This is a genomic window from Acinetobacter sp. TYF_19, assembly GCF_043105125.1.
Taxonomy (GTDB): Bacteria; Pseudomonadota; Gammaproteobacteria; order Pseudomonadales; family Moraxellaceae; genus Acinetobacter; species Acinetobacter johnsonii.
The window spans coordinates 90,854-109,182 of sequence record NZ_JBICLH010000061.1 but is presented as its reverse complement, the minus strand read 5'-3'; the positions used below and the strand labels follow the sequence as shown (position 1 = coordinate 109,182).

The following is an 18,329-nucleotide window of genomic DNA, read 5'->3' as shown; positions in this document are numbered from 1 at the left end:
GGACAATTGTCATGGAATTTACTTTTAACGCTTTTTATACCTTGATTGCTGCTGTCATTGTTTTGTTACTTGGCCGCTTCTTGGTAAATAAAATTGGTTTCTTGAAACGCTACAACATTCCTGAGCCTGTCGCAGGTGGTTTAGTTGCAGCGATTATCTCCTTGGTTGTGCATAGTCTTTGGGGCTATAGCATCACGACCAGTAGCGAATTGCAAACAAGTTTTATGCTGATCTTCTTCGCCTCAATTGGCTTAAGTGCAAACTTTGCCAAATTGCGTGAAGGCGGAATCGGTCTGATTATTTTCTTGATGGCTGTCGCTTCATTTATTGTGGTGCAAAACTTTGTCGGCATTAGCCTTGCAACTTTATTGGGTATTGACCCACTTATTGGTTTGATTGCAGGTTCAATTACCTTAACTGGTGGTCATGGTACTGCGGGTGCTTGGGGTGAAATTTTAGAAGTTAAACATGGTATCCAAGGTGCATTAGCTTTGGGTATGGCGAGTGCGACATTTGGTTTGATTATTGGTGGTTTGATTGGTGGTCCTTTAGCGAAGTTACTTATTAACCGTTATCAATTGGCGACACCACGCACCAATGAACAAATTGAAAAGAGTGATAACACACCACTGACTGATATTAATTCAACAGAATATGTACCGTTTGAATATCCACATCGTGTGCGTTTAATCACTGCGGATAATGCGATTACCACATTAGGTTTGTTTGCAGGCTGTTTGGCTTTTGCTGACTTTATGACCGGCCATATGAAAGGTACAATGCTTGAGTTACCGACTTTTGTTTGGGCGCTTGCAGGTGGTGTGATTTTACGTAATGTGTTGGAAGGTATTTTTAAAGTTCAAATCTTTGACCGTGCGATTGATGTATTTGGTAATGCATCATTGTCGTTGTACCTTGCGATGGCTTTGCTTTCATTGAAATTATGGCAATTGGCTGACCTTGCTGGTCCGCTTGTGGTGATTTTAGGTGCGCAAACGATTACGATGGGCTTATATGCTGCATTTGTGACATTCCGTGTGATGGGTAAAAACTACGATGCTGCGGTGCTATCTGCGGGTCACTGTGGATTTGGTATGGGTGCAACCCCGACTGCGGTTGCAAACATGCAGGCGATTACAAACATGTATGGTCCTTCACACAAGGCATTCTTGATTGTGCCTTTATGTGGCGCATTCTTTGTAGACTTGATTAACGTTGCTGTCATTCAGTCTATTTTGCAATATTTTAACTAATTGGAAATGCAATTTGCCCTAGGAAACTAGGGCTTTTTTGCTTTCAGGTCTCTCACAATAATTAGGATATCGAGATGAATGATCAATTAAATGAAACATTACTCGGGTGGGTGAATACACTGAATGGACCTCTGTGGGACTTTTTGGTGATTTTCCTTGTTGCGGTCGGTTTGTTTTACACCCTAATTACGGGTGCAGTACAGGTTCGCTTATTTTTGCACAGCATCAAGGTCATGAAATCAAGCCGTAAGGAATGTGATGATGATCATGGCATTACACCTTTTCAGGCTTTTGTCACTGGGCTTGCAAGCCGTGTAGGTGTAGGTAATGTTGCGGGTGTTGCGATCGCAATTGCGATTGGTGGACCGGGTGCAGTATTTTGGATGTGGGTCACTGCATTTTTGGGTATGAGTTCGGCTTTTGTTGAGTCATCTCTCGCGCAGTTATTTAAGGTGCGTGACCACGAAAATAAACAGTTCCGTGGTGGACCTGCCTACTATATTACCCAAGGCCTGAAACAAAAATGGTTGGGTGTAGTCTTTGCTGTTGCGCTTATTTCAACCTATGGTTTTGTGTTTAACGCAGTACAAGCCAATGCAATTACAGGTGCAACAGCACATGCATGGGGATGGGATAAAGCCAATCTAGCATTTGAACTCGGTGGCATTCATATTGTGGTGTCTTGGGTTGGACTAGGTCTAGTCTTGCTGACCGCGATGATTATCTTTGGTGGGATCAAACGTATTGCCAAAGTGGCAGAAAGTTTTGTGCCATTGATGGCCTTGTTGTATTTGGCTGTTGCTTTATATATCGCCGTAATTAATTACGCTATTTTACCTGATATCTTCCAGCTCATTTTCTCTAAAGCTTTTGAGTTTGAAGCTGCTGCTGGTGGTTTCTTCGGTGCGATGGTTTCTATGGCAATGATGATGGGGATTAAACGTGGTTTATTCTCTAATGAAGCAGGTATGGGTTCAGCACCGAATGCGGCAGCTGCATCAGATGTAAAGCACCCTGTAAACCAAGGTTTGGTACAAATGCTCGGTGTATTTGTGGATACCTTCGTGGTGTGTTCATGTACAGCGATTATTATTTTGGCATCAGGACTTTATCATGATGCGGGCTTTGAAGGCGTAGCGCTCACCCAAATGGCTTTAGAGAGCCAAATTGGTTCTTGGGGTGATGACTTCCTTGCAACGATTTTGTTCATGTTTGCCTTTTCATCAGTCATTGGTAACTATGCCTATGCAGAAGGAAATGTGCAATTTATCAATAACAATGCCAAGGTGATGTTCGTCTTCCGTATCTTTGTTTTGATTATGGTGTATCTCGGTTCAGTGATGAGCGTGCCTCTCATTTGGAACACTGCGGATTTGTTCATGGGTATCATGGCCACCATTAACTTGTTTGCTATTTTGCTGTTAACACCATTCTTATTGATGCTGTTAAAAGACTATTTGGCACAGCTGAAACAAGGTGTGAAAGAGCCAGTGTTTAAATTGGATAACCATCCTAAATTTAAAGACAAAGTGAAATCAGACATTTGGTAATCTTTTAGCACATTAAAAAAGCCTCTACATTGATAGGGGCTTTTTTATGGCTATTTAACCGCTAAAGTAAAACAACAGCTGATAGAGTGCAAAACTTAAAATCAGGCTTAGCCAAATCGGGAGTTTGGTTTGAAGCAGTAAAATAACAGCGATTACAAAAACTAAGTCAGTCCAATGCTTGAAATAACTTTGTCCCATTTGTATCACTAAACACAGCAGTAAACTGACCACTGCGGCATTAATCCCAATCACGGCTTTTCGTATTGCAGCTTGCTGCATAAGCCAAGACCAATAGGGCAAGGCTGCAAAGATTAAAAAGAATGAGGGCAGAAAGATTGCTAAAGTGGCTAGAACCACATTCAGCCAAACAAAGGGCGTTAAAGGTAATAAAGCACCTAAGTAACTGGCGAAACTAAATAAGGGGCCGGGCATGAGTTGAGCCAGCGCATAACCTAAGTCAAATTGTTCGGCAGATAAAATATGGCTGACGACGAAGTCCTGATGTAAAAGTGGCAAAATAATATGCCCACCACCAAAAACCAAAGATGCTGCTTGGTAAAAACTGAACAGGCTCTGTGAGAAGAGTGAAGAAGATGAATGCAACACCATAAAAACTACAAAAGGCAAAACAAAGGCAATTAGCCAAAGATAAGTCTGCTTTGCTTGGACTTTTGATTTTAAGCTGCTGTCTTGGAGCTTTGATGTCGAATCTGATGCGAAATAAATACCGACGAGAGCAGCAACAAAGATGACGATAACTTGGCTGAATGACCATGGCACAAAGTAAAGAAACAAGGTGCTAAGTAGCATCAGCACATATTGCCAGATAGTTTTGCAGAAACTTGTCAACATTTGCCAAAAGGCCCAGACCACCACAGCAAAAACGATCAACTGAATGCTATGTAGTGTCATCGCACTGAGTTGATTGAAATACTGCTGACCCAGTACCGCGAAACATGCCATGAGGAGCATAGACGGCAAAGTAAAACCGAGCCAAGCCGCGCACGCACCGCGGTAGCCTTGGAGTTGATAACCAATGGCAATACCCACTTGGCTGCTGGTCGGTCCTGGGAGCAATTGTGCGAGAGCAACCAACTGGGCATATTCAGCATCACTCAACCACCGAAGTTGTTGTACAAAATGTCGGTGAAAAAACACCAAATGAGCAGCAGGGCCACCAAAAGACAAGCAGCCCAATTTTAAAAAATGCAGAAAGATGCGAATGAGCTGCTGAGTGTGCATGTTGAATTATGCTGAAAAATTGAAACAGATTATAATAGAGAAATATGACGCTTTTACGAAAAACAACAGTACTTGGACTGCTGATTTTCATACACTATGCTGCTGGAAAACTTCGCTCTATCTCAACCTCGGTGAATCATGTTAAACATTAAACTTAGCCTTATGTCGTTTACATTGCTCGCTTTAGCAGGCTGTCAAAGCATGCCCAAAGTGGTTCAAGAAACGCCAAATCAGGCTTTTTCAGCCGAAACTGAGTCAGGGGAACCCCAAGAGCGACTCAACCAGATCAGTTTTAAACAGCTCAAAAAAGAACAGAACCGTCCAATTATTGCCTTGGTGTTGGGGAGTGGTGGTGCACGTGGTTATGCACATATTGGCGCAATTCAAGTTTTAGAGCAGTCGGGGATTCGTCCCGACTTTATCGTGGGAACCAGTGCCGGCAGTATCGTCGGATCGCTGTATGCAAGCGGTAAAAATGCCAATCAAATTCGTGATATTGCGCTGAATATGAAAGCCAGTGATGTGCGCGATATTCGTTTGGACATGAAAGGTTTCTTTGATGGTCAAAAAGTTGAAGACTATGTCAATGAACAAGTGAGCGATGTTCCACTTCAAAGCTTACCTATCCCGATGTATGTGGTGGCGACGCAATTAAAAGAAGGTAAAAAAGTTGTCTTTAACTATGGCAATACTGGGCAAGCGGTTCGGGCATCGGTATCGATCCCGAGTATGTTCATTCCAACCAAGATTGGTACTGATGAATATGTAGATGGTGGTTTAGTCAGCCCAGTACCTGTTGATGTGGCACGTAAGTTAGGGGCAGATATTATTATCGCGGTCGATATTCTGGCGCAGCCGATGTATACCGAAACCTCAAATGTCTGGGGACTGTTCAACCAAAATATCAATATCATGCAAAAGAACCTTGCACAAATTGAGCTGAAAAATGCTGATATTGTGATTCAGCCAGACTTGCGTGAGAAAGTACATATTTTTGATGTCAGCGGACGTGAGTTGACCATGCAAGCTGGGGTCGATGCAACCGTTGCACAGTTAGGACAGATTCAAAAAGTTTTTGCGCAGAAAAATTATAAGCAAAAATTGAATATTCAAAGTATTCAAGTAAGAACGCATTGATCACGCATGATTTCAAAATAAAAGCCTGAATGGACTGGACTAGTATGTGTTTCTATAACTCGAATTATAATTAATCAGGCTCAAAGCCATTTATATGCTGTGAAAATATCACAGCGACAATGTTTTGAATAAATTAAAATTTAAAGAAGGCCTATAGATTCAAAAGCTTAGTCTTCTTTATATATATTTTTTTGAATGATACTTAAATCACTATAAATAATAATGATGGTTTTGTTACCAAATTTAGCGTTCAAAACCGATATAATAAATGTCACATATCCTATTATCTTACCAATTAGAGAACGCGATGTCCCCATTAGATCAAATTGCTGCGGCTGCGGATGACCAGTCTGAACTCACTATGTCGGTCTTAATGACACCTGATATGGCGAATTTTTCAGGAAATGTGCATGGTGGCACCATTTTGAAACTGTTAGACCAAGTGGCATATGCGTGTGCAAGTCGTTTTTCAGGAAGTTATGTGGTGACCTTATCGGTTGATAAAGTTAATTTTAAAGAGCCGATTCATGTGGGCGAGTTAGTGACTTTCTTGGCAAGCGTGAACCATGTCGGTCGTACTTCGATGGAAATTGGTATTCGTGTTGAAGCACAAAATATTCAAAAACGTACAGTACGCCATACCAATAGTTGTTACTTTACCATGGTCGCGGTAGATGAAAATGGTAAGCCAAAACAAATTCCTGCATTGAATTTGGACAATGACTGGAAGCGTTGCCGTTTTGAAGCAGCAGAACAACGTAAGGTCGCGCGCTTACAAGAGAACCATCATCCTTCGTGCAGTATTTATAAAAAAGCATCGCATAGTTAAGTTTTAAAAAAAGATCTCCTACATAGGGGATCTTTTTTTGTCTGACGTTGATGTTTTGAATAGAAGCTCATATGGGAAAACTATGCAAATTTGGCTTTCTGCACCTGTTGATCTCGAACTGCTATAGTCAATGCACATAAATAAAAAGAAACCAAGACAGGATATATCTTGGTTTCAAGTGACGCTAAAAAGTTGTTGCGATCCAGCAGGAGAGTAAAGCCACTGGATCTCTCAACATTTCAATTATTTAGCAGCTTTTTCTTGATTCGGTTGTTCTGCTGATGCTTCCGAAGCAGGTGCATTTGCACTTAAGTCTGTAGTTTCAGCTGTTTCTTGGGTTGATACTACAACTTTGTCTTCTTGAGCTGGCGCTTGTTGAGGTGCAGCAAAAGTTGCAAAGCTCGCAGCTGTTAAAGATGTTGCAATAATTAAGTGAGAAAGTTTCATGGTTTTGGCATCCTTATATTTTATAGATAAAAATAGTTCAGACTGATCATCACATCAATTTGAACTGAGCTTCATGCTATCGCCTGAATATCTGCGGTTCAATCGAAGCAACAATGTGAAAAGTGCACATTACCTAAAACTACAGATGATGAAAAAATAGTAAGCTTTAAGTAACAAGTAGAAGTTTTTTGTGAATAGATTGAGAGGAAGTGAAGAATTAATGATCAATATGGATGTTTGAAAACTCACATAAACTGTACAAAGCATGCGAATTAAGTGCGAAACCCTAATTTCAGTACTGAGTAAAATGTAAGGAAGTTTGTCCAATAGGGGTATAAATGAATGAAATGTCAGCCAACTGAATGCTGAGTGTTCGATGCCATGGATTTGAGATGAGAAAGCTGGTGATTTAAATTAAGATAAAGGCTTATTTTATTGTGCTGTTTTTATCATATTCCATGCTAGGTATAAAATTTTGAAACTGATGTCGATGCCGCAGGCGGTTCCTACGCATATTATTTCGGGCTTTCTTGGTGCAGGTAAAACCACTTTGCTCATGCATTTGTTAGGTCAGAAACCGGAACATGAAGTTTGGGCGGTACTGATGAATGAGTTTGGGCAAATTGGCGTAGATCAACAGCTCATGCCAAAAACGGAAGGCTATGCGGTGAAAGAATTACTCGGTGGTTGTTTATGTTGTAGCAGCCAACTACCGATGCAAATTGCACTGTCTCGTTTGCTCTCAGAACAAAAGCCTGATCGGTTGTTTATTGAACCCACAGGCTTGGGACATCCAGCACAGTTACTAGAGCAACTGACCGAGCCACATTGGCACTCGACCCTGCACATGCGTGCGCCGATCACGGTGCTGGATGGTTCGCGTTTACATGATCATGCATGGACAGCACAAAATCTCTATCAGGATCAATTGAAAGCGGCGCAGATTGTGGTGGTTTCGCATCAAGCTCAAATGCAAAAAATAGATCAAGATGCTCTTGAAAAACTGCAAACTGAATATCAGCCTTATGCTCAGCAGTGGCTGATGGCAGAGCAGGGCAAGATTGAGCTTGCGCAAATTGATTTTGAGTACATCGGAACAAAACGATTCAAGCAGCCTTTACTGAACATTCAGCAACAGTTGAAAGCGACTCAACAAGATTTTCCCGAGATTAAACAGTTGCCGTATCACTATGTAGAAACGGCGCAAGGTTATAGTGTTGCAGGTTGGAAAATGCCGAAGCGTTGGGTTTTTGACTTTTACGATTTATTAGATTTGCTTTGTGAACAGCAAGATTGGCGACGGATTAAAGGAATTTTCCATACCAATCAGGGATGGAAGGCATTTAATTTCAATCCTGAACAATTTAACTATCAAGATGTGGAAGAAGGGATTGATAATCGAGTTGAATTGATTGTTCAAAATAAAAGAGATTGGATGGATTTTGAAAGCGCACTTTTTGAATGTCGCATAGAGCAATGACTTAAATTGTTTTAAGCAAAAAAAGCCGAAATCTTATATGCTAGTCGGCAAATTTGAGGATGGTATGTATGGCGCTTAAAGCTACAATTTATAAGGCAGATTTGAATATTGCCAATATGGATGTCCACCAATATGGGGACTATCAACTGACTTTGGCATTGCATCCTTCAGAAACCATTGAGCGTTTGATGGTGCGTTTGTTGGCATTTGCACGTTTTGCGGATGAAGCTTTAGAGTTTACCAAAGATTTATTTGAAACCAATGAACCTGCGCTGTGGGAAAAAGACCTCACGGGTCAGTTGGTGAAATGGATTGAAGTGGGCAGCCCAGACGAAGATAAAGTGAAAAAAGCCAGTGCACGTTGTAAGCAAGTGGCGATTGTCACTTATGGTACAGCGGTCGATGAATGGTATAAGCGTAACAGTAAGTTGAAGACATTGAACAATGTAGAAATCTGGCAATTGTCGACTGCAAGTACTGAAGCGGTTCAAGCTCTGTGTGAGCGGACCATGCAACTTCAGTTGAATGTAATGGATGGTGAGTGGACCTTAATTGGTGACCATGCTCAAGCCATTATTGAGTGGACGCAATTGCAATAAGCATGCAGTTTAACTAGATTTATTGATTGAACAGGTTGGAGCGAGAACATGAGCGCAGAATTAGAAATTATTGATTTAGTTGTCGGTGAAGGTAAAGAAGCGGTTAAAGGTGCTTTAATCACCACGCATTATACGGGCTGGTTAGAAGATGGAACGAAGTTTGACTCATCTTTAGACCGTGGAAATTACTTTGAAACCGTGATTGGGACAGGCCGTGTCATTAAAGGTTGGGACCAAGGGATTATGGGCATGAAAGTGGGCGGTAAACGTAAACTCATCGTGCCGGCACATTTGGCTTATGGTGAGCGTAAAATGGGCAATATTATTCCTGCCAATTCAAATTTGATTTTTGAAATTGAATTATATGATGTAAAAACACGTGATTAATCAAAAATAGTGATAAATAAAAGAGTCAATTACAAGGATGTATTTGATTCATTTGTAAAAACACTTGGTTTTTAAGAAAAATATTTGTAGATTAATTATTAGGCAGAGCGTATTTAAGGGAAGAGTCGCTTTTGTATAGCTCATTGAGCAAACGGTCTTTGTTTGGGCTTATTTTAGGCTGTTTGCTGGTTTTAAGTTTAATACCTTCGACGTGGGCGCAATATGAAGCCGAACCCGCAGAGTATTATTTGCATCAAAAAAATGTCAATGATCTTCAGTTTGGTGAAAAAACCACTGGTTATTTAAAAGGGACGTGGTTGTATTATGACCATGAACTGATTACTCGGCCCAATCCCAAATTAGTTTCAAAAGCAACGGAGTTGCCAATTTCGTTTAAGGAACTTACTGGCAGTAATATTGGTTACGGCACCTTTATTGCACATTTTAAAATTCCAGAGGAATTCATTGGCCGAAGATTAGCCATTCATATCCCCAATCAAAATTGTGCTTATCGGATTTATCTCAATGGCGATTTTTTAGTTCGTTTAGGGGATGTCGCGGATAATGCGGGAGCACAGCAAACAGAAAATGCACCGCGGATTGCTTATTTTGTTCCTGACGGCCCCTATTTTACTTTAAGTATACAAGCCTCAAACTTTAACAATTTACGCGGCGGCCTTGAAAGCCCCATGCATATTGGCATTGCTAAAACCATCAATCGACATTATCAGCAATTGATGATGAGTATCGCCATGATCTGCGGCGTGGTGTTTGGTGTAGGAATGTTCACCACCATGTTCTCGATGTTCCGTGGTTCAGATGAACGGAATAGTAAAAGTATTTTTGTTTTTGGTATTTTTATTTTATTTCTTGCCTTACATAATCTTTTTACCGCGCCATATGCTTATACGACTTTCCTAGATATCAATTGGTTGTGGGGCATACGCTTAGAATATTTATTTATCTATTTAGCGGTCATGTTTTTTTTGAGCTATATGTATTTGCTCAATCAGTACTATTTAAAGCATTGGATTTATACCGTCTCCATGTTGGTTTTGACCTTGAATATCGTCATTACCTTGTTATCCGAGCAAGTTGTTTTTGAGCAGCTGGCTTTTTATAGCGCATTTTTCAGTATTGTTATTTTGGTTAATTTTGCCTATGGTTTTTACCTTACTTTAAAGACCAAACAAAAATATTCGAAAATCAATTTATACGCCGTGGTATTGCTGTGTATATCGGTCATTCATGACTTTTTACTAACGCTACATGTGATTGATTCTATTCATCTATCTTTTATCTCTACCAGTCTGTATGCACTTTTGGTGATGTTCCAACAATCACGTAACTATGCTTATCAGACTTACCATACCGAACGTTTAAATAATAATTTAATTGAATTGAATGATTCTTTAGAGCAAAAAGTGCAACAGCGCACCTCTCAATTACATGACTTAAATGAAAAACTCGAATATCAAATTCAAATTGATGCCTTAACAGGCGCCTATAATCGGCGTGCATTGAATCAGGAAATTCAGCAGCGCTTTATTGAAACACAACAAAATAGTCATGCAACTTTGGTTTTTGCCATGATGGATGTCGATTATTTCAAAAATTATAATGATTTCTATGGGCACCTAAAGGGCGATGAAGTTCTGCAAAATCTGGTCAAAGTGATTGGTGCAGTACTGCCACATAATGCCTACTTAGCACGCTATGGTGGGGAAGAGTTTGCCATTGTTTTATATAATGTCCCAATTGCGATTATTAGTCAGATTATGCAAACCGTTTTAGATGCAGTGCGTAGTGCGCGCTTTGAGCATCATAACCGCCTAGATGGCAAAGATTATGTAACTTTGAGTATGGGGGTGTCGTGGATGGATCATGAAACGATTTATGCCAATATTCATGACCTTATGAAAGCGGCCGATTTAAAGCTTTATCAAGCCAAAGAAGCGGGCCGTGATCAGATGAAAATGCCCAATGAATCCTATGAAAATGAGTGAATTTAGTTGAGTCATACTTCTGTTAATAAAACTTAGGATAAGAGTTTAACCATGGTCACCATTTTGGGATTTGGAATGTCTTGGACATGGATTTGAAAGCCATGTTTTTGATAAAAAGAGCATGCCGTTTGGGTGCTTTCTAAACTCATTTGACGAATTTTTTTACGTTTAAGATGTTCAATAACTGTTTCTAATAAGGCTTTCCCAATGCCGCGCTGTTGTTCAGCGGATGAAATATAATTGAGTAAAATACGACCTTGATCACTGACCATAATAAAACCCACAACGTGCTGATTGAGTACATAGACCCAGCTGTCGTTATAGTGCATCCACATAATCAGGTTGGATTGGGTTTTATTTTCTAGCCAAATTTGAATCGTACTTTCATGGCGATGGTGGTCTTTGATACATGATCGAATACTGTCGTGTACGACATTTAAAATTTCAGGAATGTCCTGAAGTTGGGCTGCCCGTATCATCTTTTGTTCTTAGAGCTATAGAAACAGCTATTTCATGCTAGTGACTGTATTTATTAAATTGAATTACTGTTAGTACGGATGTAACTTTGTTGTTCAATCGCACTAAGTTAATTATTTTTTATAGTGATTTTGTGAGTGAAAAATCACATTTTGTGATGCCTTTCACGTTTGTGCGAATATGTGTTGAATCACTTGAATGGGTCTGAGAATCAACACCCAATTACAAGTCATCGAATTGAGCATTTGAGTTCATACGTAGTCTGTTTTAATTAATTTGGTGTTTATTTGAGCGATAATGCTGTATTTTAAAAGGGAATATTGGTTACGAGAGCAGGGCATGGCGACATTTTTACTGATGATTTGCATACTCATTGCTTTGGTTGCGGCATCTATTATTGTAATCAAAATTCAAAAAAAGCACCGCTTTCTGAAGCGACAAAAAAAAGTGGTTGAATCGGAAGCAGCATCTGTGCAAATGGCAACGCATACCAATAGAGCACCTCAGGTTGAGCGTGTTATTGAAGTTGATGCTTATGAACAAGAGCTGTTCGATGACGTGGCGACTCTATTTTTAGATCAAGCGATATTGCTCACGGTCGAAGAAGATGCAACGTTAATGCAAAGCACATTATTGGTCAAAATGCCTGCGAAAACCCAGACGCAAATTCGCAAAATGGATTTAAATGAATGGTCTATTTTTTGGAGCTTTTATGATCAGTCGCTTGAATATTATGTAAGTCGTTATGGCATGTTTTATACGCATATTGACCGCAGTGGATGCGAGCATAAAAAAAGCTATCGTACTCGGGATTGATCTATTGCTTAAGCCTCCACAGCGTCCATCACAGCTATGGATAACTGCTTAAGAATTCTTTCTGCAACATGAGTTAGATAGAAGTCATCCTGTTTTAAGCGTGTCATTAAGATTGCCCCCTCATAATCGGCAACACTGATTTTGGCCAGTACCTCAGCTTGAGCAATAGGCATGACTTGCTGAAAGTAGTGTAACAACGCCAATTCCCAATCTTGAAAAATCGACTGAATTTTGAGATGAATTTGTTCGGATAAATGCGGGATTTCCAAAGACAGCATTCCGACTAAGCAACCTTGAACACCCGCACTAAAAAAGCGGACAGCTTGCTGGTGCAAGTGTTCAAAGCGAACGCAATACTCTAAGTGCGTATCACACAAAATGCTGAACAGTTTATGGTTTAAGTATTGCTGGCTGACTTGCAAAATATCTAAAACCAAAGCTTCTTTATTGGGATAATAATAATAAAATGCCGCTTTACTGAGCCCACAAGACTTTGCTAGTAAATCCATACTGGTGCCTGCATAACCATGGGTTTTAAAGGTTTGCATGCAATGCAACTGGATTTGTTCTTTACTCAGTTTTTGTGGGCGCATAGAGCTTTAACGTTCCGTAGTGGTTGGTAATGATAAATAGCCATTGAAAGTGTTCAGCATATCTTCCCAGATGGCTTCGGCCCCTTGGCGGAAATATCCCATGTGTCCAATTTCTTTTAAGCCATAGTCACTGGCTTCAATATTGAGATAATGCATGTTCGCATGCTGATAATGCTGCATAAATGCATGCCTTGAGTTCGGTAAAGCCCAGTCATCATCCAGTGCTGAAACAGCATAGATTGGAGTTTTGACCTGTGCATACTGTTCCAGTAAGTGTTGCTGCTCTGGATCTGCAAAAAAGTAGGTCGGATTTTTACACCATTTTCGCCACTGTGTGTAGACATCCACAGGTAAATCGGTACCCATTTTAAGCAGGCTCCAAGGCAGATAGCCCTTTAGTGCAACCATCGGGGGGAAAATAATATTCCACATGACATGTACTTTCATTTTCTCCCGAAACGGCATATAGCCATGCCAACCCGCACCTGTGCCAAAGCAGTACATCGCAGTGACTTGGTCATGGTTGCGGGTTAAACCGAGTGCTTGGCCTCCATAAGAGTGTCCAACCACAAAAATAGGTTTGTCATCTTTGCGGATAGAGTCAATGGCAGCCGACAAGTCTAGCTGCCCCCAGTCCAAATAGGACATGCTAAAACCTTTGAGTTGCTTCGGTGCAGAAAGCCCTACACCACGATAATCAAAAGTTAGGACTTGATAACCTAGAGCTACTGCATACTCGGCAAAGCGACGATAGAACTGCTGTGGTACACCTGTTGCACTGGCAACAATGATGTTGGCTTTGATCGGCTCAGAAGAGCGATAACGTGTACCAACGAGTACATAACCATCGGTTGCTGAAAATTTTACAGTTTGTTTTTGAATTTGGGGCGAATCTAAATGGGCTGTGGCTTGCATCATCGTTTCTTCTTTTTGTTAAATACTAAAGTCGGTTCCAGACTTTTGGGCTTTACTGTCCTTTAAACTGAGCAGGTCGGCGTTGTAGCATCGCCATCACACCTTCTTGGACATCTTGGGTTTTGAGTAGCGGGCTGAGGTGCTCTTGTAAATGTGCAAAGGCATAGTCTGTGCCGTGTTGTACTGCTTGTTGTGCAGAAGCCAGTGTGGCTTGAACGGCCAGTGGTGCAGCTTGCGCAATTGATTCTGCAAGGCTCAATGCTCGCTCTAATGCAGCATTTGGCGTGGATGTTTCTACGACCTCGGTAATTAAGTTCAGATCGAGAGCTACTTGTGCATTGAAGCTGTCACCTGTGAGTAGATAGCGCATAGCCTTGTTCCAACCCGCCGCTTGTACAAAGCGAACCGTTGCACCGCCAAAGGGTAAAATGCCGCGCTGTACTTCCATTTGGGCAAATTGTGTATTGGCATCGGCAATCACTACATCTGCATTGAGCATGAGTTCAATTCCCGCGGTAAAGCAAAAGCCTTGAACTGCCACAACCACGGGTTTGGTGCGAGGTCTGGAACTGGTGCCCCAAGGGTTAATTTGTGACGCGGGAAAGTCGAAAACGCCTGCAGTGAGTTTAGGTTGCAACTCAACCAAATCAAGCCCAGCAGTAAAGTGTTCTCCGTGCGCAAAAATTACAGCACAGCGCAGTGAAGGATCATCCTCATATTCGGTAAGGGCTAGTGATAAGTCATGAATCATATGACTATCAAAAGCATTGCGCTTGGCTGCGCGGTCTAAACCAATTAAAAATAACGAACCGCGAACTTCGCGACTGACACGACCTTGTTGTTCTGACATTTTGATTATTCCTGCATCGTTTTATAAGTTTTTAAACGATTGTTCGAAAACTGTCAAAACTTATGCGTATCCATTCTGTGACTCGACGGTTTGATCCGATGCCCCGAAAAAAAATCGACGTTTAGATTGAGTGGAATTGTCTTGCCTTTATTGAGTTTTTTTTCATAATAGCAGCACTTCTTTGAATACCAGTTGAACCATGTCTAGCCTTGAAATATTTGCAGTCATCATTAGCTTAATTGGGGTGACGTTGACCATTAAGCGCAATATGTGGTGTTGGTGGTTTAACTTTGCTGCTTTCTTGTTATATGCCTATTTGTTTTACACCTATAAGTTGTATGGCGAAACCATTTTGCAGTTTTTCTTTGTGGTGGTGAACTTTTACGGTTTTTATCACTGGTTTAAAGGTAAACAACAAGATCATGATATTCGGATTGAACCGATTACAGCTCGGCAAGTGATTTTGCAAATGCTGCTTGCCGCTACGGCTGGCGGAATATTTGGTCTGAGCTTAAAGTATTTGACCGATGCAGCTGTACCGCTACTGGATGCGCAGCTCGCAGCGTTTAGTCTGTTGGCGACTTATTGGACCAGTCGTAAACATATTGCGACGTGGGTGCTGTGGGTATTTGTTGATATTGTTTATGTTGGTATGTTTATCTATAAAGATTTGTTCCTAACCGCGGCTTTATATGCAGGCTTTGTTGGCTTGGCAGCTTTTGGCTGGTGGCAATGGACTCAGGTACGCCATAAACAACAGCTAAAAAGTGTTTAGGCTAGGTAATGTTGATTGATTTTAAACACGCACAATTGGCTCAATTTGAGTCGGTCATCGAACGGTTAAAGGGAAGTCCAAAGCAATATTTGGACTTTGCTTCGGTTGCGGATTTTTATCAGGCCACTTGGTTGGGTGATTTACCCAGCAGTGCAAGTTGGGCGGTTACAGGACTGGATGATGGGGCCGAGCATTTTGATATTCGCTTGGCCTGTTTTGAGCGCGTGGTTTTTATTTATATTGCAGATGATATTGTCATACAGAATGGTGCACATTGATATCTAGATCACGGTATAGTCGGTGCTGGATCATCGTCTATATTTGAGCTTTCTACAGGATGACGAGATCCAGTTTTTCAGTCCTGATCAGGGCATGGATGTTTACAAAAACAAAAAATAAAGGATTTAATGTTATGGCACATCAGTTTGTAGTCAATGCCACCATCAACGGTGTTTCGTTGGATGACTTCCGTCGACTCGCAGCCAATATCAGCTTACATGAAAATGTTTGTCGTCGTATTCCTGGGGAGAAGTTGGAAATTTTGGAGTCGAATAAAGTTGGCGATATTTATACCCTTAAGCGCGCGTATAATTTGGATGTCAATATTCCCGATATTGCGAAGAAATTTCTAAAAGATGCATTTCGTTTACAACGTACCGACGTCAGCAATTTAGTTGTGCTCAGCTCGGAAGTCCGTTTAGACCCTAACCTACCTTTAGAAGCTGTGTGCCAACGTAGTGTATCGGGTAATGATAAGCAGATTCACTTTCAACTGGAATGGAAGGTAAAAGTGAAAGTGCCATTAATTGGCGGTATGTTAGAAAAACATGCTGAAGGCGAAATTCGTAAGTTTAGCCAAATCGAGCTTGATATTGTGGAAGATGAACTGCGCCAAAATCTGCATGCAGAAACCTTAAGCTAAAGGCTTTGACCTCATGTTTTCAAAGTAGCTTGCATAAAAAGAAACCCTTCGATTGAAGGGTTTTATCATTTTAGTGCTTCGTCTCGAACCGAGTTCGATAAACCAAAGCTGTGAAGAAGCAAACCAAACAGACCAGCCAAATATAATACATCGCGCCAATGTTGCTATAGAGACTGAGCCATTGAACCAAAGGCAGTGTGATGCCTCCTGCAATAGCATAGGCGACATTGTAGGAAAACGAAATGCCCGAAAAGCGGATCGGAGCAGGGAACATTTTGACCATGCTATAGGACACAAGCCCTACCGTGCCTGAAAAGAATCCCAAAAGCATATACAGTGCAAACACAGTAGTTGGACTGACCGCACCTAAACTGTGATAGAAAATGGTTGCGATAGCGGCGACACCGAGCGAGCCAAAAATCAAGACCTTGGCTGCACCAAAGCGATCTGCCAATGTCCCAGCGAGTATACATCCCAGCATTTGCATGATGATTGCAGCACTTTGCATTTGAAAAGCATCGCTACGTTCAAATCCAAAGGTGCCTGTCAATAAGTTTGGCATGGCTAAAATCAGAACCACCACACAAGCAGTTAAGAACCAGGTCAAGAGCATGCCAATCACTACGGCAGTTTTATGACGGGCTAAGACTTGTTTCACTGGCATTTCTTTAGACAATTCTTTACGTGCTTGCATGGCTTTGAATACAGGCGTTTCTTTCAAATAACTGCGTAAATACAAGGCCACTAAGCCAAAAATACCGCCCACAATAAAGGGAATGCGCCATGCCCAATCATGTATAGCTGCTTCACTAAACTGAAGAGAAATGAACAGTGACATTAAAGCACCGAGCAAGATGCCGAGAGACAAACCTGCCGTAAGTAAGCCATTGGCAAAACCAATTTTTTCAGAGGGGACATGTTCAGAAACAAATGTCCATGCCGCTGGAATTTCTCCACCAATCGCGATGCCTTGTATTACCCGCATAAAGAGTAAGAGCAGCGGCGCAGCATAACCAATCGTTTCAAAGGTCGGCATGACCCCGATCATGAGGGTAGGTAAAGCCATGAGCAAAATAGACAAACTAAAGAGACGCTTGCGTCCGATGAGGTCGCCAAAGTGCGCCATGACTACACCGCCAAGTGGACGGAAGAAGTAACCTGCAGCAAAAATACCGTAAGTGTTCAGCATGGCCCAAAATGGGCTGAGCCCTGCGGGAAAGAACAACTCAGAAATAATTTTGGCGTAAAAAACATAAATAACAAAGTCATAGAACTCAAGTGCACCACCGAGTGATGACAGCCCAAGGGTACGTTTGTCTTCTCTGGTCAAACGTGGTGTTGCATCCATGCGTATATTTCCAAAGCTGAATAAAGGTTTATATTTGATTTCAAAGAAGTCTTTTTTGAATGAATAATCAATCTTTCTTTACGGTGTTTGAACTAAAAATTATACATGAATCAACATCGTTGATTTGACGGTCAACGTAAATATATAACGCAGGCGAGATAAAAAGCTTATGATATAAAAAGAATAAATAGGTATAAAAATTAGGATTTGTGTATGAGTGTCATTTTACCTGTTGCACAACGTGGTGAAGATATTTTAAGACTCAAAGCTGCTCGCGTCGCAGATGCAGAATTTAATAGCGACTGGCTCATGCAGTTGGCTTCTGCCATGATTGCGACCATGTTGGAGCGGAGTGGTGTGGGCATTGCTGCACCACAAGTCTATATTTCAAAGCGGGTGATTATTGTGGCTTCACGGCCAAATTTACGCTATCCCGATGCACCAGAAATGGACGCCGTGGTGATGGTCAATCCTGAAATTTTAGAGTTTTCGCAAGCAACGACCTTAGGTGAAGAAGGCTGTTTAAGTGTGCCGAATGAACGCGGACAGGTACAGCGTGCGCAAAGTATTAAGGTGCTGTATCACACTTTGACTGGTGAGGTAATGGAAAGCACTTTTGAAGGTTTTCCTGCGCGCATTGTGCAACATGAAATTGATCATCTCAATGGTATTTTATTTGTCGATCGCCTGAGTGCGTAGGTGA

At 41.3% G+C, this 18,329-nt stretch carries 20 protein-coding genes; 13 read left to right on the top strand and 7 right to left on the bottom strand.

The window, feature by feature from the left end; all coding sequences use genetic code 11:
• The first annotated feature begins 11 nt into the window (after positions 1-11).
• A complete protein-coding gene (gltS, locus tag ACF8FD_RS08245) occupies positions 12-1,253 on the top strand; it encodes a sodium/glutamate symporter (protein ID WP_004981109.1) in 1,242 nt (413 codons plus the stop codon).
• Between the two features lie 74 nt (positions 1,254-1,327).
• On the top strand, positions 1,328-2,803 hold the full coding sequence (locus ACF8FD_RS08240; protein WP_160362162.1) for a sodium:alanine symporter family protein: 1,476 nt from the start codon (positions 1,328-1,330) through the stop codon (positions 2,801-2,803).
• Between the two features lie 54 nt (positions 2,804-2,857).
• Here the strand turns inward: ACF8FD_RS08240 and chrA are convergent, their stop codons facing one another.
• Entirely contained in the window at positions 2,858-4,045 is a 1,188-nt protein-coding gene (chrA, locus tag ACF8FD_RS08235) for a chromate efflux transporter (RefSeq protein ID WP_205666947.1), read from the bottom strand.
• A gap of 138 nt (positions 4,046-4,183) precedes the next feature.
• Here chrA and ACF8FD_RS08230 point away from each other — a divergent pair, with 138 nt between their 5' ends.
• Entirely contained in the window at positions 4,184-5,182 is a 999-nt protein-coding gene (locus ACF8FD_RS08230; protein WP_392453320.1) for a patatin-like phospholipase family protein, read from the top strand.
• Between the two features lie 307 nt (positions 5,183-5,489).
• Positions 5,490-6,011, top strand: a complete 522-nt coding sequence (locus ACF8FD_RS08225) for an acyl-CoA thioesterase (protein ID WP_004694449.1) — start codon at positions 5,490-5,492, stop codon at positions 6,009-6,011.
• Between the two features lie 243 nt (positions 6,012-6,254).
• On the opposite strand, the gene ACF8FD_RS08220 is transcribed toward ACF8FD_RS08225, so the two are convergent.
• On the bottom strand, positions 6,255-6,458 hold the full coding sequence (locus tag ACF8FD_RS08220; protein WP_004694446.1) for a hypothetical protein: 204 nt from the start codon (positions 6,456-6,458) through the stop codon (positions 6,255-6,257).
• Between the two features lie 475 nt (positions 6,459-6,933).
• Here ACF8FD_RS08220 and ACF8FD_RS08215 point away from each other — a divergent pair, with 475 nt between their 5' ends.
• The 4 genes from ACF8FD_RS08215 to ACF8FD_RS08200 all read left to right on the top strand — a co-directional run bounded on the left by ACF8FD_RS08215 (position 6,934) and on the right by ACF8FD_RS08200 (position 10,930).
• The gene (locus ACF8FD_RS08215; protein ID WP_234303891.1) at positions 6,934-7,938 is read left to right on the top strand and encodes a GTP-binding protein; all 1,005 of its coding nucleotides are present in this window, start codon (positions 6,934-6,936) and stop codon (positions 7,936-7,938) included.
• Positions 7,939-8,006: 68 nt separating this feature from the next.
• Entirely contained in the window at positions 8,007-8,537 is a 531-nt protein-coding gene (locus ACF8FD_RS08210) for a YaeQ family protein (RefSeq protein ID WP_004981095.1), read from the top strand.
• Positions 8,538-8,585: 48 nt separating this feature from the next.
• On the top strand, positions 8,586-8,924 hold the full coding sequence (locus tag ACF8FD_RS08205) for an FKBP-type peptidyl-prolyl cis-trans isomerase (protein ID WP_183174069.1): 339 nt from the start codon (positions 8,586-8,588) through the stop codon (positions 8,922-8,924).
• A gap of 158 nt (positions 8,925-9,082) precedes the next feature.
• Positions 9,083-10,930 (top strand): diguanylate cyclase domain-containing protein, encoded by a 1,848-nt coding sequence (locus ACF8FD_RS08200; RefSeq protein ID WP_392453325.1) that lies wholly within the window; start codon positions 9,083-9,085, stop codon positions 10,928-10,930.
• Positions 10,931-10,962: 32 nt separating this feature from the next.
• On the opposite strand, the gene ACF8FD_RS08195 is transcribed toward ACF8FD_RS08200, so the two are convergent.
• Positions 10,963-11,409 carry a GNAT family N-acetyltransferase gene (locus ACF8FD_RS08195; protein ID WP_234303889.1) on the bottom strand — a complete coding sequence of 149 codons (447 nt, stop codon included), beginning with the start codon at positions 11,407-11,409 and terminating at the stop codon, positions 10,963-10,965.
• A 295-nt stretch (positions 11,410-11,704) separates the two neighbouring features.
• Between ACF8FD_RS08195 and ACF8FD_RS08190 the strand changes: the two genes are divergently transcribed.
• The gene (locus ACF8FD_RS08190) at positions 11,705-12,223 is read left to right on the top strand and encodes a hypothetical protein (protein WP_078388432.1); all 519 of its coding nucleotides are present in this window, start codon (positions 11,705-11,707) and stop codon (positions 12,221-12,223) included.
• 8 nt (positions 12,224-12,231) lie between these two features.
• Here ACF8FD_RS08190 and ACF8FD_RS08185 read toward each other — a convergent pair whose 3' ends face one another.
• Genes ACF8FD_RS08185 through ACF8FD_RS08175 form a run of 3 tightly spaced genes read right to left on the bottom strand, consistent with a single transcriptional unit; the run spans position 12,232 to position 14,581 of the window.
• Entirely contained in the window at positions 12,232-12,816 is a 585-nt protein-coding gene (locus tag ACF8FD_RS08185) for a TetR/AcrR family transcriptional regulator (protein ID WP_078425416.1), read from the bottom strand.
• Between the two features lie 6 nt (positions 12,817-12,822).
• Positions 12,823-13,731 (bottom strand): alpha/beta fold hydrolase, encoded by a 909-nt coding sequence (locus ACF8FD_RS08180; RefSeq protein WP_279679288.1) that lies wholly within the window; start codon positions 13,729-13,731, stop codon positions 12,823-12,825.
• Between the two features lie 52 nt (positions 13,732-13,783).
• Positions 13,784-14,581, bottom strand: a complete 798-nt coding sequence (locus ACF8FD_RS08175) for a crotonase/enoyl-CoA hydratase family protein (RefSeq protein WP_058869186.1) — start codon at positions 14,579-14,581, stop codon at positions 13,784-13,786.
• Positions 14,582-14,780: 199 nt separating this feature from the next.
• Between ACF8FD_RS08175 and pnuC the strand changes: the two genes are divergently transcribed.
• The 3 genes from pnuC to ACF8FD_RS08160 all read left to right on the top strand — a co-directional run bounded on the left by pnuC (position 14,781) and on the right by ACF8FD_RS08160 (position 16,278).
• A complete protein-coding gene (gene pnuC, locus ACF8FD_RS08170) occupies positions 14,781-15,356 on the top strand; it encodes a nicotinamide riboside transporter PnuC (RefSeq protein ID WP_224466956.1) in 576 nt (191 codons plus the stop codon).
• A gap of 8 nt (positions 15,357-15,364) precedes the next feature.
• Complete coding sequence (locus ACF8FD_RS08165; RefSeq protein WP_114837785.1) at positions 15,365-15,634, top strand: hypothetical protein; 270 nt, start codon at positions 15,365-15,367, stop codon at positions 15,632-15,634.
• 134 nt (positions 15,635-15,768) lie between these two features.
• Positions 15,769-16,278 carry a DUF2505 family protein gene (locus ACF8FD_RS08160; RefSeq protein WP_062034314.1) on the top strand — a complete coding sequence of 170 codons (510 nt, stop codon included), beginning with the start codon at positions 15,769-15,771 and terminating at the stop codon, positions 16,276-16,278.
• Positions 16,279-16,348: 70 nt separating this feature from the next.
• Here the strand turns inward: ACF8FD_RS08160 and ACF8FD_RS08155 are convergent, their stop codons facing one another.
• Positions 16,349-17,626, bottom strand: coding sequence for an MFS transporter (locus ACF8FD_RS08155; protein WP_234303888.1), 1,278 nt, complete (start codon positions 17,624-17,626; stop codon positions 16,349-16,351).
• 213 nt (positions 17,627-17,839) lie between these two features.
• On the opposite strand from ACF8FD_RS08155, the gene def reads away from it, so the two are divergent.
• Complete coding sequence (gene def, locus ACF8FD_RS08150; protein ID WP_004694417.1) at positions 17,840-18,325, top strand: peptide deformylase; 486 nt, start codon at positions 17,840-17,842, stop codon at positions 18,323-18,325.
• The last annotated feature ends 4 nt before the right edge of the window (positions 18,326-18,329 follow it).